We start from the raw sequence: 20077 nt of genomic DNA, 5'->3' as shown, positions 1-20077 counted from the left end.
GCCCCGCTGGTGACAGCGCGCGCCAAGCACATCGTGGCCGAGACCGGTGTCCTGAACAATCCGTACTTCCGAACGCTGGTAGACGGAAGCATGTCGCTGGAGAGCTTCCGCACAAGCCAGGAGCAACTAGGTTTCGCCGTCACCTACTTCGCCCGTCCGATGGCGGTACTGGTGTCCCGGATCGAGCACCCCGCGGATCGCGTCGGCATCCTGGGCAATGTCGTGGAAGAACACGGCGGATTCCGCTCCCAGGAATTCCATCACGAGACCTTCCGCGGATTTCTGGCCAGCATCGGCAGCGACACCGTACGGCTGAACAGCCTGAAGATGATACCGGCCGTCCACGCGTACAACAGCGTTCTCAGTGCGGTGTGTACGTGGGAGGACCCGCAGGTGGGAATTGGCTGCATGGGCGCGATCGAGTACGCATTCGCCTCGGTATCGGCCATCACGGGCAGCACGGCTGTGAACCGCGGTTGGGTCGCTCAAGCCGACCTGATGCACTACGGCCTCCACTCCGAAATCGACGAACAACACGCAGAGGACTTCTTCCTGCTGCTGGAACCCCACTACCGAGACCCAGCCGCACGACTCCGAATCGACCAGGGCCTCGGCCTGGGCGCGTACGCGCTGAACCGCCTCTACAGCGATCTGTCCGAACTGGGTCGTTCACAGCAGAACTGATCACGGACGGGAAGGTCAGGCCCCGGACGCTCCGAGGAACCGCAGCACGGCCAGGACGCGGCGGTGGTCCGCGTCGGCCACGGGCAGGTCAAGCTTGGCGAAGATGTTGTTGATGTGCTTCGCCACGGCGCCCTCGCTGACCACCAGCGCCTGCGCGATGCCGGCATTGGAGCGCCCCTCGGCCATCAGGCCGAGCACCTCCCGTTCGCGGGGGGTCAGCCGCGCGAGCGGGTCGCTGTCGCGCCGCAGCAGCAGCAACTGGGCGACGACCTGCGGGTCCAGGGCCGTGCCCCCGTCCGCCACTCGCCGGACCGCCGCCACGAAGTCGGCGACATCGGCAACCCGCTGCTTGAGCAGGTAGCCCACACCGCTGGTGTTCGCAGACAGCAGGTCAGCCGCGTACCGCTCCTCCACGTACTGTGAAAGCAGCACCACCGGCGTCCCCGGCCAGCGCCGACGGATCTCCATCGCCGCCCGCACCCCCTCGTCGGTGAAGCCGGGCGGCATCCGGACGTCGATCAAGGCGAGTTCGGGCCGGTGCTCCGCCACTGCCGCCAACAGCCCCTCCGCGTCGCCGGCTTCCGCGACGACCTGGAACCCGCCCGTCTCCAGCACCTTGATCAGGCCGACCCGCAACAACACCGAATCCTCGGCGATCACCGCGCGCACGGCAGCTCCGCGGTGATGGTGGTGGGCCCGCCAACGGGGCTGCTGACGTGGAAGGCCCCGTCGAGGGAGCCGACCCGCTTGGCCAGCCCGGTCAGCCCCGTACCGGCGGCGGCGTCGGCACCGCCCAGCCCGTCGTCGGTAACGCGCACGCGCAGCACCTCGCCGACCTGACGCACGATCACCTCTGCACGCATCGCGTTGGCGTGCTTCGTTGCATTGGTCAGCGCCTCAGAGATCACGAAGTACGCGACCGACTCCACGTTGGGCGCCACCCGCTCCTCCAGATCGACCCGCAGCCGCACCGGCAGGGGCGTGCGGGCAGCCAGCCCGGACAACGCCGCGTCCAGACCCCGGTCTTCGAGCACGGCCGGGTGCAACCCCCGCACCAGATCGTTGAGTTCGGAGATCGCGTCCTTCGCCTCCAGGTGCGCTCCCGCGATCACCTCACGGGCATCACTCGGCAGGTCCGGGCGGGTGGTAATGGCCAGACCCAGGTTGACCGCGAGAGACACCAACCGCTGCTGGGTGCCGTCGTGCAGGTCCCGCTCGATCCGGCGGCGCTCCGCGTCGACGGCCTCGATCAAGTCGGTCCGGCTCACGGCCAGCTGATCGACCCGCTCCTGGAGCCGCTGCGCCCGGCTCGGCCCGAGCAGGCCCGACGCCAGCCGCGCCTCGGCCCGGGTTACTGCCCGCGCGGTCCAGAACAGCGCGCACAGGAGGAGGAGTCCAGCCGCTGTGTAAGCCGGCAGCTGGGTCAGGTAGCCGAACCAGTCCTGGCGGACTCCGGTGGGCAGCGCCCATGACCAGGCGTAGGCGAAGACGCCCGCCAGGCACGCCGCTGCCACCGCGAGCACCAGCATCTCCAGCAGCGCGAGCAGCGGGCCCAGCAGGAGGTGGTAGCCGATCTTGCGCCAAGGCCGCGTCGCCGCGAGCCACCGGGCGGTCGAGGCCCACGTCCATTGTTCCGGCGCGGTGGGGGTGAGCCGGGGGACGTCCACACCGATGAGTACCCGGTAGCGAGCCCGCTGAACGGCCGTCAGCACCGGGGTGCCGAGCAGGATCAGGGCGGCCGATATGGAAACCGTAAGGAGCCAGTTCCCCGTCCTGGCGGTAGTCGTCGCCGCCCAGGACCACACGGGCACCAGCGCCAGGTGCGGCAGCACACCAGCGGCAAGAAAGCCGGTGTCCCGCCGCGCCCGGAGGACCGTGCGTCTCAGTCCAGCTGGAATCGTCATAGCACGACGCTAGGGCACCGCAGGAGGACGGTGCCATGAAACCTGTACCCGATCTCATGGTGAACCTAGTACTACTGTGGGCGGACAGCATCTCGGGTCGGTAGGCCGGCTTCTGCTGGCCGCTGACAGATAGACCGGGCCCGGCGGAACAGGCAGGCACTATGCCCCGACGAGCATCGTCATCAAGTTCTTCGTGGCACCGGACGCCGAAGCTGCCGCTGCTGTCGCGGAGGGTGGTCCCGACGGGGTCTTCGAGTCCCTGTCCTTCGGCAACTTCGATGTCGAGGAGGCTCTGATCGAGTGGAAGGGCATCTTCACCGGTCGGAGCTTTGAGGAAGTCCTTGACGACGATGTTCCCGAAGGGCTGATCGCGGAGGCTGCGAGGCGGGCGAGGTGGACCTGTCCCTGGTCAGCATCGACTCAACTACCGTGTAGGCCCACCACGACGCCGCCGGGATGCACCTGGACCAGGACGTCATCACCGCGCTGGAGGAGGCTGCCGCCGAGGAAGAGAAGGCCGGGTCATAGGGGGCCGCCTGCGAAGCACAAAGCGGGCAGGACGCCGAACCCGATCCCGAGCGGGACGAGCGACAACGCATCCGACGTCGGCAAAAGCTCCGACTGAAGGCCGCCCTCCCCGGACGTTCCAGGGGCGGGCAGACCAGCAAGGTCCACCTCGCCGCCGACCGCAAGTGCCGCCCGCCGGCGTTCGTCCTGACCCCTGGACAAGCCACTGACAGACCGCAGTTCATCCCAGTGCTGAGAAGGATCCGCGTCCGCGGTCCCGTCGGCCGCCCCCGCACCCGGCCGGACGCGGTCGCCGGGGACAAGGCCTACTCGTCCCACGGCAACCGAGCCCACCTGAGTGAACGGCACATCAAGGCAGTCATCCCGGAGAAGTCGGACCAGGCCGCCAACCGGAAGAAGGGAGGCTCCATGGGCGGCCGGCCCGCCAGCCAGCCACGACGCCGACCTCTACAAGGAGAGGAACACGGTCGAGCGCCTGATCAACAAGCTCAAGTCCTGGCGGGGCATCGCCACCCGATACGACAAGATCCCGGACAGCTACCTCGCCGGGCTGCACCTGCGCGCCTCGATGATCTGGATCAAAGATCTCACCCGAGGCACCCCTTGATCACAGCCCTGTCGCGCCCTAAGGGCGGACGTAAGGCCGAGTCATGACCTCCATGTTGTGACCGTCCGGGTCGTCGAAGTAGGCGCCTCGACCACCGAATAGACGGTTGATCTGGCCGGGTTCGGTGTGGCTGGGGTCGGCGTAGTAGGTGACCCCGACCACCTCCAGACGGGTGATAACGGCGTCGAACTGCTCGTCAGGGATGAGGAAGGCATAGTGCTGCGACTGGATCGGCTCGTCCCTCTTCTCGTAGTAGTCGAGCGTCACGCCGTTGCCGAGGTCGACGGGCAGGAACGGTCCAAACGGGGTGCCGACCTTCAGGCCCAGGACCACGGCGAGGAACTCGGCAGACAGGTGCCGGTCGCTTGCGTAGACGGCAGTGTGGTTCAGCTGGACGTCGGCCGTCGGCCGCGCGGATTCGTGCGGGTACTGCTGGTCATAGGACATCGGTGGTGTGTCTCCGGTCTTGAGATCCGCTGGAATGCGGCGCCGTATGCGGGCGCCGGGAGCTAAGACGCGGAGAAGTGGGCGGGCCTCTTGCCCGCCTCGTGCTCACGCCGAGGCCGGGAACCTCACTCGTGCGTGGCCCATGGCCGACCCGGCAGTCACCCGATTGACCTTAGTAACCATCACAGATGGGGGCAACATCGTTTCTTGGCCATGCCCGGCTGCGGACGAGCCGCCGTTGCGTCACAGCGGTTCGTCACGGCTCAGCTGATCACGACCCGATACGCGCCCTGGCCGCCATTGGCGAGCACCACCGCCAGATCGATGGCGATAACTATCGGCGCTGACATGGACCCTGGGACGCAAACCCCACACTCGCCCACTACCGCTACGGCGAGCCGCCCGCGACCGAGGCCGTCCCGACGCGTATCCCGTCCTCCTCGACCTTGAAGCAGATGTGCAGCTGCTGGGGAACGGTTTGGTCAGGCCATCTCGGAGCCCGATAGCCGTCGACCCGTTGAAAACCGATCAAGAGTCCCTCCTCACCGTTGAGACCGGCGAAGTCGGCGTCCGACTTCGGGTCGGGGTCGACGCAGGTGGCTTGCTGATAGAACGCCGCCCAGCCGCGTCAGAGAGGGTGGAGTCAGTCCAGGCTTCTGTCGGCTCGGGCGTAGAAGGACTCGACACCGCGCCAGGGCGAGGGGCCGCCCAGGGATCGGTCGAGGTCTTTTTGAGACGCTTCCAGGGAGTGCCGTGCCGCATTGACGAACTTCAGGTGTGCCTCGCCCAGCGCCGTATGGATCGGCCGCAGTTCCTCGAGGTCGGTCGGCTGACGGCCGTGGAACAGGATGGTGTAGTCCTCCAGGACTTCACAGAGCTGCTCGGCTGCTGCGCTGGTCGCTGAGTCAGCAACGAGGCTGACCGAGTGCTGGGCAGCCACGAAAGGCCCCCAGTCGACGGCCGGCCTGCGCTCGTCGAGGAAGGCCTCGCGCAGCTCCGCCTCAACGGCCCCGAATGCCTGCAGGAACTTCTCGTAGGCGACGGTCTGCGTTCCCTGAAGCCATTGCCGGTTCTGGCTTCGGCGCCCGACGACACCGCCCGCGATGACACCCACGACGGTGGCGGTGACACCACCGGCGGTCGATATCAGCAGGTCCCATGAGACAGTCACGCCGTATCTCCTCACGATGGATGAGCAGGGCGCCCTCGGGCGGCCCGGCGCCGGACGCCATCACCGCCGGAGCGAGCGTCAATTCCCGCTGAGCGTCGATGAGATGCACGGTCTCAGTCTTCTGCTTCGCCCTGTCCGGGCGCCACCGGCTTGTGGTGCGCGCCGGAGGATCAGGCCGAAGCGCCCGCGCTCTGCAGGAGTCCGGGCTTCACAGCAAGCCGCGCGATCACCAGGGAGCATCGGGGCGGATCACAGGCATTCTCCGGCGCCCGGTCGCGCACAGCTGGACGCCCCATGCGCACCGGAGCGCGCCCCGGCCTGATCGGCTGCACCATGAGAAGGGACGCGGTCCGGTTACCGGGGCGGGCGGTCCACAGGGAAGCAATGATGGGGAAATGACCGCCAGTTCACGTGCCCATTCGTTCAACACGGCCGCCGGCCAGTACGCGGCCAGCCGGCCTTCGTATCCGTCCGCGCTCTTCGATCTCATCGAACAGTTCACGGGTCGGCCCCTGGCAGGTGCCCGCGTCGCCGATGTCGGCGCGGGCACCGGAATCGCCACTGCTCTGCTGCGTGAGCGCGGAGCTGACGTGATCGGCGTCGAGCCGGGCGACGCCATGGCCGCACAGTTCCGCACCGCGCTCCCGGAGGTGCCGATCGTCAGAGGTGACGGCAACACCCTCCCCCTCGCGGACGCCTCCCACGACCTCATCACCTACGCGCAGTCCTGGCAGTGGACCGACACCGGCCGCTCGGTCCCGGAGGCACTCCGGGTCCTGGTTCCGGGCGGGGCGCTCGCTGTCTGGTGGAACACCACCGCGTTCGACGTGCCGTGGATCGGTGCACAGCACGAGCGGATCGCGGACCACTGCGGAGTGAAGCCGACCTCTCGGGTGCGGCCGGACGACAGCGACGCCGTCCGGCTGGCGGGCCTGTCGGGGCTCCGCGTCGCGCGCCGCCACGTGCGGTGGAGCCGTACGGTCTCGCTCGACACGCACCTCGCCAACATCGGCAGCCGCTCGGCGTTCCTCGTCCTTGCCGAGGACGACAGGCGTGCCTTTCTCTCCGAGGAGCGCGGGCGACTCCGCGAGGCGTTCCCCGACGAGACGGTGGAAGAGACCTATGTGGTCGATCTTCTGATGGCCACTCGCCGGTGACCTGCCGGGTGTCCTGGGGCTGCGGCGCCCGTCGGGGACAGACGGGCCCTAACCGGCATAGGGGTTGCCGCCGAGCCAGGTGGCACCGTCGACCAGTTCGCGGACCGCGTCCACGTGGCCACTGTGGCAAGCGACTTCGGTGAGTACGTGGATCAGGATGTGCCGCACGTCGGGCAGCCGCCAGGTCGGCCAGATCTCCACGGGCCAGGCGGCGGGCTCCTGTTCGGGCGTGGCGGTGGCGAGCACGGCGTCCGCGCGCGAGATGGCCGTCCGGTAGTCGGCGAAGACCTCCTCGACGCTCATCCCCTCGGGTACGTACCAGTGCGCCTCCGCGCCCGTCGTCAGCTGTCCGGCCACATCCGGCTCGCCCGCGATCACCCCGGGGAACCAGAAGCGTTCGACATCCAGGGTGAGGTGGCGCAGCAGCGCCAGGCAGCTCCAGCCGCTGGGCAGCACCGGCCGCCGCAGGTCCTCGTCCGAAAGCCCTTCGAGGATCCCGAGGACGTGCTCGCGCTGGCGGTCCAAGGCATGCCGGAGCGGGGCGAGTTCGGCGTTCACCGAGCGGCGCACAGTTCGGCGAGGCGTTCCAGGGTGCTTGCCATTTGTGTCTGCCACCAGGCGCGCCCGCTGTCGACCTCCGCGCGTCTGTCCTCCGGCATGCGCGAACCGTCGAAGACCTCGGTCACCACCGTCGCCCCGTCCCCGTCCGGGAGCAGGTCGAAGATCCACCGGTGGCCCCACGCGGCCCCGGGCGCGGTGGCGTCCGGGTGCCCGCGACCGGGCCTCGGCTCCCAGCCGATGCGGCGGTCCCGCTCGTACTCGACGACGCGGTTGTGCATCTCGTAGTCGCCGTACCGCTCGTAGTACATCCGCATCACGAAGACGTCCCCGACGCCCGAGACCACGGCGCCGGAGACGCCACCGCGCAGCATCCCGGAGCCGTCGAGGTCCCGGTGCCGTCCTGGGTCGGCCAGGATCCGGAAGATGCCGTCCGCCGGGGCCTCGATACGCCGGGACACCCTCACCACGGGCTCGCCATTCGTACTCGTCATCCGCGCGCCTCCGTCAACCACAGAGCATGAGTCCGACTTCGGCCCGGACGCTACACCCGGGGTACGACAACGCCTGTCCGCGCACGTAGCCATCCGCTGCTCTTCGACCACGCCACCGGCGCAGCAGAGGCCCGCGTCAGCCGATCTGTTCGGCCAGGGCGACGATGATGCCTGCGGGGCCACGGAGGTAGCAGAGCCGGAAGACGCTCTCGTACTGGGCCACCTCGCCGAGGAGTTCGGCGCCGTGGGTACGCAGCCGGGCGATGGTGGCGTCGATGTCGTCGACGGCGAACATGACGCGGTGCAGACCCAGCGTGTTGGGCGGCGGGTTCTCCGGCACGGGGGCGGACGCCGTGGGGGCGTGGTACTTGGACAGCTCCAGCTTGCTGTGGCCGTCCGGGGTCCGCATCATGGCGATGTCGCTCCGGACGCCGTCGAGTCCGACGGTGTGGTCCGCCCAGACGCCCTCGACCTGCGCGGTTCCTTCCAGCTCCATGCCGAGGTCGGTGAAGAACGCGACAGCCGCTTCCAGGTCGTCGACGACGATGCCGACGTTGTCCATGCGCTGAATGGTCATGCCGCAGAGCATAGGAGGGCGGTCGGACGCCGGAGGATGAGACACGTACGCAGTGGAGCGATGACCGGGACCGGCGCCAGGGTCAGTGGGCCGGGGCCGGTGGGCCGAGGCCGGTGGGCCGGGGCCGGTGGGCCGAGGCGGGTGCACCGGGGCCTGGCTCAGCGCACCGGGAAGCCGAAGGTGTAGCCCTGCTCCTTGAGCTTGGGGAGGATGCGGCGCAGTGCCTCGATGGTCTGGGTACGGTCGCCGCCCGCGTCGTGGAAGAGGAGTGTCGGCCCGTTGGGCAGCTCCCTGTCGACCGTGGCGACGATGGCGTCCGTACCCGGGCGCTCGAAGTCCTTGGTGTCCACGTTCCAGCCCAGCGGGCGCATGCCCCGGGACGCGGCGAGCTTGCGGCTGTACGGGGTGAAGGCCCCGCCGGGCGCCCGGTAGTACATCGGCCGGACGCCGCCGGACGCCTTGATGATCATGCGTTCGGCGTCGAGTATCTGCTGCGACTGGTACGCCTCGGACTTCTTGTCCATGCCGGTGTCGTGCGCCACCGTGTGGTCGCACAGCCGGTGCCCGGCCGCGACGACCTTCTTCACCATGTCCGGGTAGGCCTGCGCCTGCGTCCCCACCATGCAGAACGTGGCCTTCACCCCGTACTCCCGGAGCAGGTCGAGCACTTGAGGGGTCCACCTGGGGTCGGGGCCGTCGTCGATGGTGATGTTGACGCCGTGCGTCCCCGCGTCCGAGGCGTGCGCGATGGTCACTCCGACCGGCTTGCCGTCACTGCCCTGCGTGGCCGAGGCGGTCGCCTTGGGCGGCGCGTCGGCCGCGGTACCGGCCTGCGCCGTCCACACCGAGGCACCGGCTGCGAGCATCGTCACCCCGAGCCCCGCCCCGAGCACCTTGCCGTACCAGCCCCGCCCGCTGCTGTGCCGTGCCATGTCCGCCCCTTGTTCCGCTTGTTCCGCAGTCCTCGCCGATCCCGGTCACCGTGCGACCAATGGGAAGGACGAGGCGCGTGGGCGGAAGGATGCGCCCGTTACCGATCACGGACAATTTCGGAGGAGTTCGCGGACAACCCGCCGCGAGGAGCGGTCGGCGGCGGTGGCGTAGCGGCCGGCGGCGGCGGTGACGCAGCGGTCGGCGGCGGTGACGCAGCGGTGGCGTAGCGGTGGTTCGTCTCCGGACCGGCACCGGGCGCCCGACGGGTCGTTAGTGACGGTGGTGGGCCCCCGGTCCCGTGACCCCGTGACCCCGTGGCCGCGTGGCCCCGTGGCCGCGTGGCCCTGTGCCGGGTGAGGAGGCGCGCTGCCTGCCGCGCCGCCGGGGTCGCGGTCTCGTACCGGCAGCGCGATCGAAGAGATCGAAGGGGAGGTAAGGAAATGCCGGAGAACGAGGCGTCGTTCATCGATTCGCCCGAACTCAGTGCGTCCTACGCGTGGTGCGCAGCCGAGATCAGGCAGTTCCTGACACCGATGTGGAAGGCGGCCGAGGTGCTGCCCGCCGGGCTGCGCCCACACGTCCTGGCCGTGTGCGGCTTCACGGTGCACAGCGACCGCATCGCTGATGAGGGAGGAACGCAGCAGGTCCGCGCGGAACGGCTCGCCCGATGGCGTTCCGACACCCTGGAGGAGTTGCGCACCGGGCGCAGCGGGCATCCGTCACGGCGAGCGTTCGTGGACACGGTGCAGCGGTGGGACATCGGCCACGCCCTGGTCGAGGAGTTCCTCGACACCTTGCAGGACGACTGTGCCTCTCCTCCCTTCTTCGAGACGTTCGCGGAGCAGCGGCGCTACTTGCGGGGAGTGGCGGGGACGAGCAACGAGATGTGGATGTCGCTGCTGGACCCGACCGGGCCGGAGGCGTTGGCGCTGGCCTCGGTACTGGGCGAGGTGTGCCAGCTGGTGGACACCTTCGAGGACCTGCCGATCGATCTCGCCGCCGGCCGGTGCTATCTGCCGCGCGCCGACCTGCGGCAGCTGGGGCTGGAGGTCGACGACCTCCGGAGCGGTGAACAGCCGGACGTCCTGGACGAGTTGGTGGACATCCAGCTCGGGCGATGGCGTGACCTGCTGGAGCAGGCGATGCCAGTGGCCGAGATGGTGCGTCCCGAGTGCCGGCCCTTCCTGCACACGATGCTTCTGGGCTCGTGGATGCAGTTCGACGAGGTCACCCTCCGGAAGTCCCGGGTCTTCGCCGACGGCATGGAACCACTCACGTCGACCGGTGCGGAGCAGCGCCGCCCGCCATGGCCGGTGGTGAATGGGGCGCCCGCGCATGTCGGGGTGATCATGGACGGCAACCGGCGGTGGGCCACGCGCCAGACCCTGCCGGTCTCGCGGGGCTATCAAGCAGGCGGCCAGGCCGCGATGCGCCTGGTCAACGCCGCCCTGCGGCTCGGGGTCCGGCACCTGAGCATCTATGCGTTCTCCACCGAGAACTGGGACCGCTCCCAGGAGGAACTGGCCGTCCTGTTCGACACCATGGCCGACGGGATCACCCAGGGCACCGAGTGGCTGCACGAACGGGGCGTGTGCGTGCGCTGGTGCGGACGGCGGGACCGCATCGATACGTCGCTCGCCTCCGCCCTGACGCTGATGGAGAGTCTGACGTCGAACAACGATGTGCTGACGCTGACCCTGTGCGTCGACTACGGCGGGCGGGACGAACTCACCCGCGCCGCACGCGCGTTGGCCGCCGAGGCGGTCGCGGGGACGATCCGGCCCGAGGACATCGGCCCCGCCGACCTGGCCAGGAACATGTACACGCCCGGCCTTCCCGATGTCGATCTGCTGATCCGCACCTCCGGCGAGCAGCGCATCAGCAACTTCCTGCCCTGGCACCTCGCATACGCCGAGCTGGTCTTCGACCCGACCCCCTGGCCCGACTTCGGCCTGGCACAGCTGCGGGAGGCCCTCGCCACGTATGCCGGGCGCCAGCGGCGCTTCGGAGGCTCCCTTCCCGGCCCCGCCCGACCGGTGGAGCCGGTTCCCGCTCCCTGAGCCGGAACCGGCACCCCCACGTCGTTACTTCGGCGGGGTGTACACGCCCTCCGCCGTCACATGCGCCAGCACCGTGTCGGCGGTGATCGCGGGCGTGCCGAAGGTGGCGGTGTACACCTCCAGCACCTCGGGGGTGGGGTGCAGCGGCACCTTGTTGATCCGGACCTTCAGCGGCTGGCCGACGGGCGTGTTACCGGTGGTCAGCAGGCCCTCGGACAGAACGCACCGGAAGGCCGAACGGTGGCTGACGTCAACGCCGTTGACCACGCATTTCCCCGACGCCAGTCCGTCCTTCAGGATGCCCTGCACATGGACGACCTGAGCGGTTCCCGTGGGCGTGCGCACCGTGATCCCGCCGTCGAGAACACCGTCACCCGCTGCCTCCGGCAGGCTCTTCAGCGAGGGATCGCCCGTACCCGACCGCACGGGGAACCGCACCCCCGGACCACCGCCGTCCTTGACCAACTCGGCCGGAGCCACCGCCTCGACCACGGCGCCCAACCGGTTCAGCTCCGCCTGGACCTGTTCGGTCCACCGGACCTCCACCCAACCCTCGGAAATCGTGCCCCACTTCTCGTCCGCAGCAGCCGACGTGGTCCCCATGAACTGGGCCAGCAAAGGCGCGGCCAAGGCCGCACCCAGAACCGTTCGACGATTCGTACTCATCGATGTGCCCCCATTTCCTTCCCCGGGGCCGCGATACGCGACCCCGGGGGGAGTCTTCCGCCCGCATGGATTCCCGGACCACGGAACTGCCCGGCTGACACCCGGAAGAGGGACAGGCCGTTTGATCCTCGATGTTCGGCTCGGATCGGCCCGACCACGGTCACCGAGTTGTTCAGCCGCTCGTGCGGCACGGCACCTTGCCGCAGGCCGGGCGGTTCAGCCCGTCTCCGTGCAAAGGTCGTTGTCCATGGACAACGCCGAACGCCTGGCGTACGGGGAACCCGCGGACGAGCGCTACGCGGGTGCGGTGGCTGACGCGGAGCACGCGTTCGCGCTGCTGGAGAACGGCTTGCGCGACCTGTTCCGGTGAAGAGGAACCGAAGCCGCCCCCTCCTGCGAAGAGTTCAGCCCTCCACATCCTGCGGATACCAACGGAGTTCGACCGTGTTGCCGTCCGGGTCCTGGACGTAGACGGACTGCGCCGAGCCCCGGGCGCCGAAGCGGCCGACGGGGCCTTCCCGTACGGCGAGGGTGCCCGCGTCGATGACCTCCTGCCAGTCCAGCGGCTCGACGACCAGGCAGATGTGGTCCACGTTCGACTCGCCGCGCGGGCGGCCGAGCAGGTCGATGATCGTGGTCGGGCTGACCCGCACCGAGGGGAACGGCACCTTCCCGGCCCGCCACTCGTCCACCCGGACCGGCTCCAGGCCCAGCGGCCCGCAGTAGAACTCCAGGGCCCGCTCGACGTCCTGGACGTTGAGCACCAGGTGATCGAAATCCTTGACTCGCACGTGCGCTCGCATGGAACAACCTCTCGGTGATGACGCGGATTCGGTCGTTTCAGGTCCGGGTTCCGGAATGCCACGACCGTAAGACCTCAAGTCACCTTCAGGTCAAGACCCGGCCGCCGAGCCACTCGTACCGGCCGTACCGGCCGCCGTACCGGAGTCGGCCGGCGGAGGCGGAACCGGGCGTGGTGAAGTTTCCCGGAAATGGTCGCAACCCCCGTGGGTTCCGTACGTCTGGTGGGTTGAAGGCGCCCTTCAGCTGATGTTCCAGACCGTCTTTCCCTCACTTACTCGGGAGAACCCCATGTCCTCGCACGTCAAGCGGAACTACCGCCCCCGCACCCGGGTCCTGGGTGCTGTCACCGGCATCGCACTGCTGGTGGGCGGCGGCTTCGCCGCGCAGGCCGTCGCCGACTCCGGCTCGCCGAAGGTCACCACCACCGGGAACTCGGCCTCGCAGTCCGACTCGAAGCCGAGCGTCTCGAAGGCCGGCGACTCGAAGTCCGCCGGCACCCCGAAGGTCGTCCACCCGGGCACGTCGGGCAACGCCCCGAAGGTCGTCCACGCGGGCACCTCCGGCAACGCCCCGAAGGTCGTCCACGCGGGCACCTCCGGCAACGCCCCGAAGGTCATCCACGGCGGCACCTCCGGCAACGCCCCGAAGGTCGTCCACCCGGGCACCGGCGGCGGGCACACCCCGGCCGGAAACGCGCCCAAGGTGATCAACCCGGGCAGCGGAGTCCACAAGTAGCAGCGCAGCAGTAGCGGCAGCACCACGGGGCGGGCGGGCCCGTTCGCAGGCCCGCCCGCCCCTCCCGCAACGGATCGAGGCCCATGCAGTACGCCATACCCGCAGCGACACCCTGGTGGTCCCGGCTGCTCTCCCGCATGTCGCGGACCGAGGACGTGCCCGTACGGGGACACCGGCTGCGGGCAGTCCACACGCCGTACGACGACGAGCCGCCGCCGCCCACGCTGACCGACCTGTACCAGGCGCGACGGCTCGACATGGTGCGGCTCGCGCTCTTCCTCGTCGACGATCTGCAGACCGCCGAGGACGTCGTCCAGGACGCCTTCGCCGCCGTCTTCCGCAGACACGGCACCTCGCTGGACGGGCTCCAGAACCCCGGGGCCTATCTGCACACCGCCGTCGTCAACGCGGCCCGGTCCGTACTGCGCAGACGCCGCACCGCCCGCGCCTACACCCCGCCCCACGAGGGCCACGGGCCACCCCTCGACGAGGGGCTGCTGCTCGCCGAGGAACACCAGCACGTCCTCGACGCCATGGCCCGACTGACGCAGCGCCAGCGCGAGGTGCTCGTACTGCGCTACTGGTCGGAGCTGTCCGAGGCGCAGATCGCGGAGACCCTCGGGATGTCACGCGGCACGGTGAAGTCCACCGCGAGCCGCGCGCTGGACGCGCTGGAGAAGACACTGGGAGCAGACCGATGAGACCGACCGCCGAAGACCGCCGGTCCGCCACCGAGGACCGGCTGCGTGCCGCGCTGGCCGCCCGCGCCGCCCTCGTCACCTACGGCGACCTGCGCCGCGGAGCACCCCCGCAGGGACGCAGCTGGGGAGTGCGCCGGGTACGCAGGACCGGCTTCGCCGTCCTCGGAGCGGCTGCCGCCGTGGTGACCGTGTGCCTGCTGGTCCTGCTCCCCGGCAGCCCGCTGAACCCGGCCCCGGCGCCGCCCGCCCACGCCCCGCGCGTCACGGACCCCCCGCAGCCCACCCCCACCGGCCCGATCCGCCCGTCCGTCGTGTCTCCCGGGGTGACGGAACATCCGTAGGCCGGTACGGACCGTGTCCGGTAAGGGGCGCCCGCCCGGGACCGGGACCTCCGCCCGGGGGCCCGCCGACGGCCCGGGGCCCCCGGCCGTTGCGTCCCCGCCACGGCCTTCAGGCAGAATCGGACACATGAGCCCTGAGCGCCCCACGCCGCAGTCCCCCGACACGGTCTACGCGGACCGTGTCTTCCGGTCCCTCGGCGGGATCGCGGGCGGCGTCCTGCTGCTCGCCCTCGCCTGCTGGCTGGGCATCGACGCCCTCATCAGCGGCAGCGGCAACGCCCCGTGGCTGGCCCTCGCCGGGCTGCTCTTCGTGATCCCGCTGGTGATCGCCTTCACCCTGCGGCCCGCGGTGTACGCGAACGACGACCGGCTCCGGGTCCGCAACCCGTTCCGGACGATCGTCCTCCCCTGGGCCGCCGTCCAGGACGTCCGGGCCGGTTACTCCAGCGAGGTCTTCACCGAGGGCGGGAAGTACCAGCTGTGGGCCGTGCCGGTCTCGCTGCGCCGCCGCAAGAGGGCCAACGCGCAGCAGATGCGGGCCATGGCCACCGGCGAGCCGACCGCCAGGTCCCGTAACCCGCTCTCCTCCCGGTCCTCCGTCACCGGAATCGCCGGAACCGAATCGGGACTCGCCCCTTCCGACCAGACGGTCAACGACCTGCGGGAACTCGCGGAGCGCGGCGCGTCCCGGCCGACGGCCCAGGGCACGCCGGAGATCCGCTGGGCGTACGAGATCATGGCGCCCTGCGCCGCGGGTGCGATCCTGCTGGCCGTGCTGCTGGGCATCGGCTGACCCGACGGCCGGACCGGGGCCTGATCCGACGATCGGCCGTAGCGACCTCTGCGGGGACCCGTCACCATCCGGTGACCTGGTCCCCCTGTACAGGTCGCTACGCGCGTAGATATGCTCCTCTGGTGACCATGCCCACCACCGCCCCCGCATTCGCTGACGTGACCACGTCCGACAGCGCGCTGCGCCGCTTCCTGCACGGACTGCCCGGCGTGGACGCCGTCGGCCTCGAAGCGCGCGCCGCGTCCCTCGGTACCCGCTCGATCAAGACCACGTCGAAGGCGTACGCCATCGACCTGGCCATCTCGATGATCGACCTGACGACGCTCGAAGGCGCGGACACCCCGGGCAAGGTCCGGGCGCTCGCCGCCAAGGCCGTCCACCCCGATCCCACCGACCGCACGGCCCCGATGACGGCCGCCGTCTGTGTCTATCCGGACATGGCGGCCATCGCGAAGGAAGCCCTGCACGGCGCCGATGTGAAGGTCGCCTCGGTCGCCACCGCCTTCCCGGCGGGCCGGGCCGCGCTGCCGGTGAAGCTCGCCGATGTGCGGGACGCCGTCGCCGCGGGGGCGGACGAGATCGACATGGTGATCGACCGGGGCGCGTTCCTCTCCGGCCGTTACCTCTCGGTCTTCGAGGAGATCCAGGCCGTCAAGGCGGAGTGCGTGCGCCCCGCGGGAGTTCCCGGGGAAGGCACGGCCGCCCGGCTGAAGGTGATCTTCGAGACGGGCGAGCTGTCCACGTACGACAACATCCGCCGCGCCTCCTGGATCGGCATGATGGCCGGTGCCGACTTCATCAAGACCTCGACCGGCAAGGTCGCGGTCAACGCCACCCCGGCCAACACCCTGCTGATGCTGGAGGCGGTCCGCGACTTCCGCGCGCAGACCGGCGTCCAGGTGGGCGTGAAGCCCGCGGGCGGCATCCGTACCTCCAAGGACGCGATCAAGTTCCTCGTCCTGGTCAACGAGACCGCCGGCGCGGACTGGCTGGACAGCCACTGGTTCCGCTTCGGCGCCTCCAGCCTGCTGAACGACCTGCTGATGCAGCGCCAGAAGCTCAGCACCGGCCGCTACTCCGGCCCCGACTACGTGACGGTGGACTGATCACCATGGCACTCTCCTCCGCATTCGAGTACGCACCGGCCCCCGAGTCCCGCTCGGTCGTCGACATCGCCCCGTCCTACGGGCTGTTCATCGACGGCGAGTTCACCGAGGCGGCCGACGGCAAGGTCTTCAAGACCGTCAGCCCCTCCACCGAGGAGGTCCTCTCGGAGGTCGCCCGCGCGGGCGCCGCCGATGTGGACCGGGCCGTCAAGGCCGCCCGCAAGGCCTTCGACAAGTGGTCCGCGCTGCCGGGCTCGGCACGCGCCAAGTACCTCTTCCGCATCGCCCGGATCATCCAGGAGCGCTCGCGCGAGCTGGCCGTCCTGGAGACCCTCGACAACGGCAAGCCGATCCGGGAGACCCGCGACGCGGACCTCCCGCTGGTCGCGGCGCACTTCTTCTACTACGCGGGCTGGGCCGACAAGCTCGGCCACGCCGGCTACGGGGCGAACCCGCAGCCGCTGGGCGTCGCGGGCCAGGTCATCCCGTGGAACTTCCCGCTGCTGATGCTCGCGTGGAAGATCGCCCCGGCGCTGGCCACCGGCAACACGGTGGTGCTCAAGCCCGCCGAGACGACCCCGCTGAGCGCGCTCTTCTTCGCGGACATCTGCCGCCAGGCGGGGCTGCCGAAGGGCGTCGTCAACATCCTTCCCGGGTACGGGGACGCGGGCGCCGCGCTCGTCGAGCACCCGGACGTCGACAAGGTCGCCTTCACCGGTTCGACCGCCGTCGGCCGGGCCATCGCCCGGTCCGTCGCGGGCACGGACAAGAAGGTCACCCTGGAGCTGGGCGGCAAGGGCGCGAACATCGTCTTCGACGACGCCCCGATCGACCAGGCCGTCGAGGGCATCGTCACCGGCATCTTCTTCAACCAGGGCCAGGTCTGCTGCGCGGGCTCACGCCTGCTGGTCCAGGAGTCGATCCAGGACGAGCTGCTGGACGCGCTGAAGCGCCGGCTGGGCACGCTGCGCCTCGGCGACCCGCTCGACAAGAACACCGACATCGGCGCGATCAACTCCGCCGAGCAGCTGGCCCGTATCCAGAAGCTCGTCGACGCGGGCGAGGCGGAGGGCGCCGAGCGCTGGTCGCCCGCCTGCGAACTCCCCACGTCCGGTTACTGGTTCGCGCCCACGCTGTTCACCGGCGTCACCCAGGCGCACACCGTCGCGCGCGACGAGATCTTCGGCCCGGTGCTCTCGGTGCTGTCGTTCCGTACGCCCGACGAGGCCGTCGCCAAGGCCAACAACACCCAGTACGGCCTGTCCGCCGGCATCTGGACCGAGAAGGGCTCACGCATCCTCGCGGTCGCGAACAAGCTCCGGGCCGGTGTGGTGTGGGCCAACACGTTCAACAAGTTCGACCCGACCTCGCCCTTCGGCGGCTACAAGGAATCGGGCTACGGCCGTGAGGGCGGCCGTCACGGCCTGGAGGCGTACCTCGCCCCGTCGAGCCCGGAGGGCAAGCGCTGATGAGCACCGTCGAGCAGCAGAACCGGCTGAGCGTCTTCAAGACCTACAAGCTGTACGTCGGGGGCAAGTTCCCCCGCTCCGAAAGCGGGCGCGTGTACGAGGTGACCGACTCCAAGGGCAACTGGCTGGCCAACGCCCCGCAGTCCTCCCGCAAGGACGCCAGGGACGCGGTCGTCGCGGCACGCAAGGCGTTCGGCGGCTGGTCGGGCGCGACGGCGTACAACCGCGGGCAGATCCTCTACCGAATCGCCGAGATGCTGGAGGGCCGCCGGGACCAGTTCGTACGTGAGGTGGCGGACGCCGAAGGGCTGTCGAAGTCCAAGGCGGCGGCCGTGGTGGACGCGGCCGTCGACCGCTGGGTCTGGTACGCGGGCTGGACCGACAAGATCGGCCAGATCGCGGGCGGGGCGAACCCGGTCGCGGGCCCGTTCTTCAACCTCTCCACGCCGGAGCCGACTGGTGTCGTCACCGTTCTCGCCCCGCAGGACTCGTCGTTCCTGGGTCTGGTCTCGGTGATCGCCCCGGTGATCGCGACGGGCAACACGGCCGTGGTGATCGCCTCCGAGAAGTCCCCGCTGCCCGCGCTCTCGCTCGGCGAGGTACTGGCCACGTCGGACCTGCCCGGCGGTGTGGTCAACGTGCTGTCGGGGCGCACGGCGGAGATCGCCGCCCCGCTCGCCGCGCACCAGGACGTCAACGCGATCGACCTCACCGGGGCGGACGCCGAGCTGGCGCGCGACCTGGAGATCGCGGCGGCGGACAACCTCAAGCGGGTCCTGCGCCCGCAGCCGGCGGACGTCACCGTGGACTTCACGGCCGATCCCGGTACCGGGCGGCTGACGGCGTTCCTGGAGACCAAGACGGTCTGGCACCCGACGGGCGCCCTGGGCGTGTCCGGCTCTTCGTACTGAGACCGACCGGCCATCGGGGCGGCGTCACAGGAACGGAAGCGTCACAGGAACGGCCCCCGTCACCGCGGATCCGCGGTGACGGGGGCCGTTCCTGTGACGGCCGTCCCGTCCAGCTGTCGTCCTGTCCGGCCGTCCCGGTCGACCGCCGCGGTATCAGGACCGGGCGGCGCCGGGCAGCAGGTCCTTCAGGGCCCCGCCCCCGGTCAGCGGCGCGGTGAGCGCCGCAGTGGAGAGCGGCTTGAAGTCGGCGACCTGCGTGCCCACCGCGTTGTCGAGCGGGTCGACACCGGTCTTGGCGAGCGGGTCGAGCTGGAGGCCGGCGACCGGCGCGACGGCGTTGGCGACCGCGCCCGTGAGGACCTTGACCGGCGACGGGCCGAGGTCACCGAGCACCGCGGAGGGCCCGCCCGCCCCGGTGCTGATGGGTGTCGCCGCCTGCGCCGCCGCACCGCCCGCACCGAGCGCCGCACCGGCCACCGAGATGGTCAGGCCGATGCGCAGCAGGGAGGTCCGCCGGGGCTTGGGTGCTGCATGAGATGCCATGTGATTCCTGACTGTGATTCCTGCTCGTAGAGTAAGCATGAGCGCACTCAGCGTAGTTGAGATGCGGCGCACACTTCAAAGACCCGGCAAGTTGCTCTCCTGGGATTACCGCGGCCCGGCCGATGCGGGAGAATGGTTTCCCGTGAGTTCACCCCAGCCCATACCGACCCGCGTCGTCCTGCTCGCGGGCCCCTCCGGATCCGGAAAGTCGTCCCTCGCGGCGCGCTCGGGCCTGCCCGTGCTGCGCCTGGACGACTTCTACAAGGAAGCCGGGGACCCGACGCTTCCGCAGGTCGCCGACAGCACGGACATCGACTGGGACTCCCCGCTGTCCTGGGACGCGGACGCGGCGGTCGCCGCGATCGACGAGCTGTGCCGTACCGGCCGTACGACCGTCCCCGTGTACGACATCTCCGTGAGCGCGCGGGTGGGCAGCGAGGCGCTGGACATCGGCGGGAGGCCCGCCTTCATCGCCGAGGGCATCTTCGCCGCGGACATCGTGCGGCGCTGCGAGGAGCTGGGCGTCCTGGCGGACGCGCTCTGCCTGCGCGGGCGGCCCTCCACCACGTTCCGGCGGCGGCTGGCGCGGGATCTGCGCGAGGGACGGAAGTCGGTGCCGTTCCTGCTGCGGCGGGGGTGGCGGCTGATGCGGTCCGAGCGCGGGATCGTGGCGCGGCAGTCGGCGTTGGGTGCGTACGCCTGCGGCAAGGGCGAGGCCCTGACCCGGCTGGCGGCGGCCTCCGACCACCGGGAGACCGCCCGTTCCTCGGCCGCCCCGCTCGCCTGAGGTCCGGAACTCCCGGGCAGGACCCGTCCCGCACATGCGGACGGGGCCGAACAGGCCCCCCCGGCCCGTCCGACCCCGCTCCGCTTCCCCCGTGCTCCCCC

At 70.2% G+C, this 20077-nt stretch carries 23 protein-coding genes and 2 pseudogenes; 13 read left to right on the top strand and 12 right to left on the bottom strand.

Annotated features, from left to right (window positions below; translation table 11 throughout):
• Window positions 1–9: 9 nt before the first annotated feature.
• Entirely contained in the window at window positions 10–684 is a 675-nt protein-coding gene (locus NBY69_RS08905; protein ID WP_250299619.1) for a TenA family transcriptional regulator, read from the top strand.
• A 15-nt stretch (window positions 685–699) separates the two neighbouring features.
• Here the strand turns inward: NBY69_RS08905 and NBY69_RS08900 are convergent, their stop codons facing one another.
• The gene (locus tag NBY69_RS08900) at window positions 700–1353 is read right to left on the bottom strand and encodes a response regulator transcription factor (RefSeq protein ID WP_250299617.1); all 654 of its coding nucleotides are present in this window, start codon (window positions 1351–1353) and stop codon (window positions 700–702) included.
• Window positions 1341–2588, bottom strand: a complete 1248-nt coding sequence (locus NBY69_RS08895; RefSeq protein ID WP_250299615.1) for a sensor histidine kinase — start codon at window positions 2586–2588, stop codon at window positions 1341–1343. Before NBY69_RS08895 ends, NBY69_RS08900 begins: the two co-directional genes overlap by 13 nt.
• 358 nt (window positions 2589–2946) lie before the next feature.
• Here NBY69_RS08895 and NBY69_RS08890 point away from each other — a divergent pair.
• Window positions 2947–3723 (top strand): annotated as a pseudogene (locus NBY69_RS08890) (IS5 family transposase); the annotation flags it as partial.
• An 18-nt stretch (window positions 3724–3741) separates the two neighbouring features.
• Here the strand turns inward: NBY69_RS08890 and NBY69_RS08885 are convergent.
• The 3 genes and pseudogenes from NBY69_RS08885 to NBY69_RS08875 all read right to left on the bottom strand — a co-directional run bounded on the left by NBY69_RS08885 (window position 3742) and on the right by NBY69_RS08875 (window position 5341).
• Window positions 3742–4170, bottom strand: coding sequence for a VOC family protein (locus NBY69_RS08885; protein WP_250299612.1), 429 nt, complete (start codon window positions 4168–4170; stop codon window positions 3742–3744).
• 433 nt (window positions 4171–4603) lie between these two features.
• Window positions 4604–4789: pseudogene (locus NBY69_RS08880) on the bottom strand (VOC family protein); the annotation flags it as partial.
• Window positions 4790–4813: 24 nt separating this feature from the next.
• Complete coding sequence (locus NBY69_RS08875; protein ID WP_250299610.1) at window positions 4814–5341, bottom strand: hypothetical protein; 528 nt, start codon at window positions 5339–5341, stop codon at window positions 4814–4816.
• A gap of 395 nt (window positions 5342–5736) precedes the next feature.
• Here NBY69_RS08875 and NBY69_RS08870 point away from each other — a divergent pair, with 395 nt between their 5' ends.
• Window positions 5737–6498, top strand: a complete 762-nt coding sequence (locus NBY69_RS08870; protein WP_250299609.1) for a class I SAM-dependent methyltransferase — start codon at window positions 5737–5739, stop codon at window positions 6496–6498.
• 48 nt (window positions 6499–6546) lie between these two features.
• Here the strand turns inward: NBY69_RS08870 and NBY69_RS08865 are convergent, their stop codons facing one another.
• The 4 genes from NBY69_RS08865 to NBY69_RS08850 all read right to left on the bottom strand — a co-directional run bounded on the left by NBY69_RS08865 (window position 6547) and on the right by NBY69_RS08850 (window position 9059).
• A complete protein-coding gene (locus tag NBY69_RS08865; RefSeq protein ID WP_250299607.1) occupies window positions 6547–7056 on the bottom strand; it encodes a DinB family protein in 510 nt (169 codons plus the stop codon).
• Window positions 7053–7550, bottom strand: coding sequence for an SRPBCC family protein (locus NBY69_RS08860; RefSeq protein ID WP_250299605.1), 498 nt, complete (start codon window positions 7548–7550; stop codon window positions 7053–7055). The genes NBY69_RS08865 and NBY69_RS08860 overlap by 4 nt, the downstream gene beginning before the upstream one ends.
• A gap of 136 nt (window positions 7551–7686) precedes the next feature.
• Window positions 7687–8127 (bottom strand): VOC family protein, encoded by a 441-nt coding sequence (locus NBY69_RS08855; RefSeq protein WP_250299603.1) that lies wholly within the window; start codon window positions 8125–8127, stop codon window positions 7687–7689.
• 158 nt (window positions 8128–8285) lie between these two features.
• Window positions 8286–9059, bottom strand: coding sequence for a polysaccharide deacetylase family protein (locus NBY69_RS08850; protein ID WP_250299601.1), 774 nt, complete (start codon window positions 9057–9059; stop codon window positions 8286–8288).
• Between the two features lie 441 nt (window positions 9060–9500).
• Between NBY69_RS08850 and uppS the strand changes: the two genes are divergently transcribed.
• The gene (gene uppS, locus NBY69_RS08845) at window positions 9501–11120 is read left to right on the top strand and encodes a polyprenyl diphosphate synthase (RefSeq protein ID WP_250299600.1); all 1620 of its coding nucleotides are present in this window, start codon (window positions 9501–9503) and stop codon (window positions 11118–11120) included.
• Window positions 11121–11144: 24 nt separating this feature from the next.
• Here uppS and NBY69_RS08840 read toward each other — a convergent pair whose 3' ends face one another.
• Complete coding sequence (locus NBY69_RS08840; protein ID WP_250299598.1) at window positions 11145–11786, bottom strand: hypothetical protein; 642 nt, start codon at window positions 11784–11786, stop codon at window positions 11145–11147.
• A gap of 247 nt (window positions 11787–12033) precedes the next feature.
• Between NBY69_RS08840 and NBY69_RS08835 the strand changes: the two genes are divergently transcribed.
• Window positions 12034–12156: a hypothetical protein gene (locus NBY69_RS08835; protein WP_374211239.1), complete on the top strand. Its 123-nt coding sequence runs from the start codon at window positions 12034–12036 to the stop codon at window positions 12154–12156.
• Between the two features lie 34 nt (window positions 12157–12190).
• Here NBY69_RS08835 and NBY69_RS08830 read toward each other — a convergent pair whose 3' ends face one another.
• A complete protein-coding gene (locus NBY69_RS08830; protein WP_250299596.1) occupies window positions 12191–12589 on the bottom strand; it encodes a VOC family protein in 399 nt (132 codons plus the stop codon).
• 289 nt (window positions 12590–12878) lie between these two features.
• Here NBY69_RS08830 and NBY69_RS08825 point away from each other — a divergent pair, with 289 nt between their 5' ends.
• The 7 genes from NBY69_RS08825 (at window position 12879) to NBY69_RS08795 (ending at window position 18646) form a co-directional block, all read left to right on the top strand.
• Window positions 12879–13325 (top strand): hypothetical protein, encoded by a 447-nt coding sequence (locus tag NBY69_RS08825; protein ID WP_250299595.1) that lies wholly within the window; start codon window positions 12879–12881, stop codon window positions 13323–13325.
• An 83-nt stretch (window positions 13326–13408) separates the two neighbouring features.
• Window positions 13409–14026 carry an RNA polymerase sigma factor gene (locus tag NBY69_RS08820; RefSeq protein ID WP_250299594.1) on the top strand — a complete coding sequence of 206 codons (618 nt, stop codon included), beginning with the start codon at window positions 13409–13411 and terminating at the stop codon, window positions 14024–14026.
• A complete protein-coding gene (locus NBY69_RS08815; RefSeq protein WP_250299593.1) occupies window positions 14023–14367 on the top strand; it encodes a hypothetical protein in 345 nt (114 codons plus the stop codon). Before NBY69_RS08820 ends, NBY69_RS08815 begins: the two co-directional genes overlap by 4 nt.
• Window positions 14368–14494: 127 nt before the next feature.
• On the top strand, window positions 14495–15160 hold the full coding sequence (locus NBY69_RS08810; protein ID WP_250299592.1) for a PH domain-containing protein: 666 nt from the start codon (window positions 14495–14497) through the stop codon (window positions 15158–15160).
• Window positions 15161–15288: 128 nt separating this feature from the next.
• A complete protein-coding gene (gene deoC / locus NBY69_RS08805) occupies window positions 15289–16266 on the top strand; it encodes a deoxyribose-phosphate aldolase (RefSeq protein WP_250299733.1) in 978 nt (325 codons plus the stop codon).
• A gap of 5 nt (window positions 16267–16271) precedes the next feature.
• Window positions 16272–17735 carry an aldehyde dehydrogenase family protein gene (locus tag NBY69_RS08800; protein ID WP_250299591.1) on the top strand — a complete coding sequence of 488 codons (1464 nt, stop codon included), beginning with the start codon at window positions 16272–16274 and terminating at the stop codon, window positions 17733–17735.
• Window positions 17735–18646 carry an aldehyde dehydrogenase family protein gene (locus NBY69_RS08795; RefSeq protein ID WP_250299590.1) on the top strand — a complete coding sequence of 304 codons (912 nt, stop codon included), beginning with the start codon at window positions 17735–17737 and terminating at the stop codon, window positions 18644–18646. Before NBY69_RS08800 ends, NBY69_RS08795 begins: the two co-directional genes overlap by 1 nt.
• Window positions 18647–18799: 153 nt before the next feature.
• Here NBY69_RS08795 and NBY69_RS08790 read toward each other — a convergent pair whose 3' ends face one another.
• A complete protein-coding gene (locus tag NBY69_RS08790) occupies window positions 18800–19189 on the bottom strand; it encodes a hypothetical protein (RefSeq protein WP_250299589.1) in 390 nt (129 codons plus the stop codon).
• Between the two features lie 61 nt (window positions 19190–19250).
• Here NBY69_RS08790 and NBY69_RS08785 point away from each other — a divergent pair, with 61 nt between their 5' ends.
• Complete coding sequence (locus NBY69_RS08785) at window positions 19251–19976, top strand: uridine kinase (RefSeq protein WP_250299732.1); 726 nt, start codon at window positions 19251–19253, stop codon at window positions 19974–19976.
• Window positions 19977–20077: the final 101 nt, after the last annotated feature.

The organism is Streptomyces sp. A 4/2, from assembly GCF_940670765.1.
Classification (GTDB): Bacteria; Actinomycetota; Actinomycetes; order Streptomycetales; family Streptomycetaceae; genus Streptomyces.
Note: the sequence above shows the minus strand (reverse complement) of the source record. Positions and strands in the feature narration are given on the sequence as shown.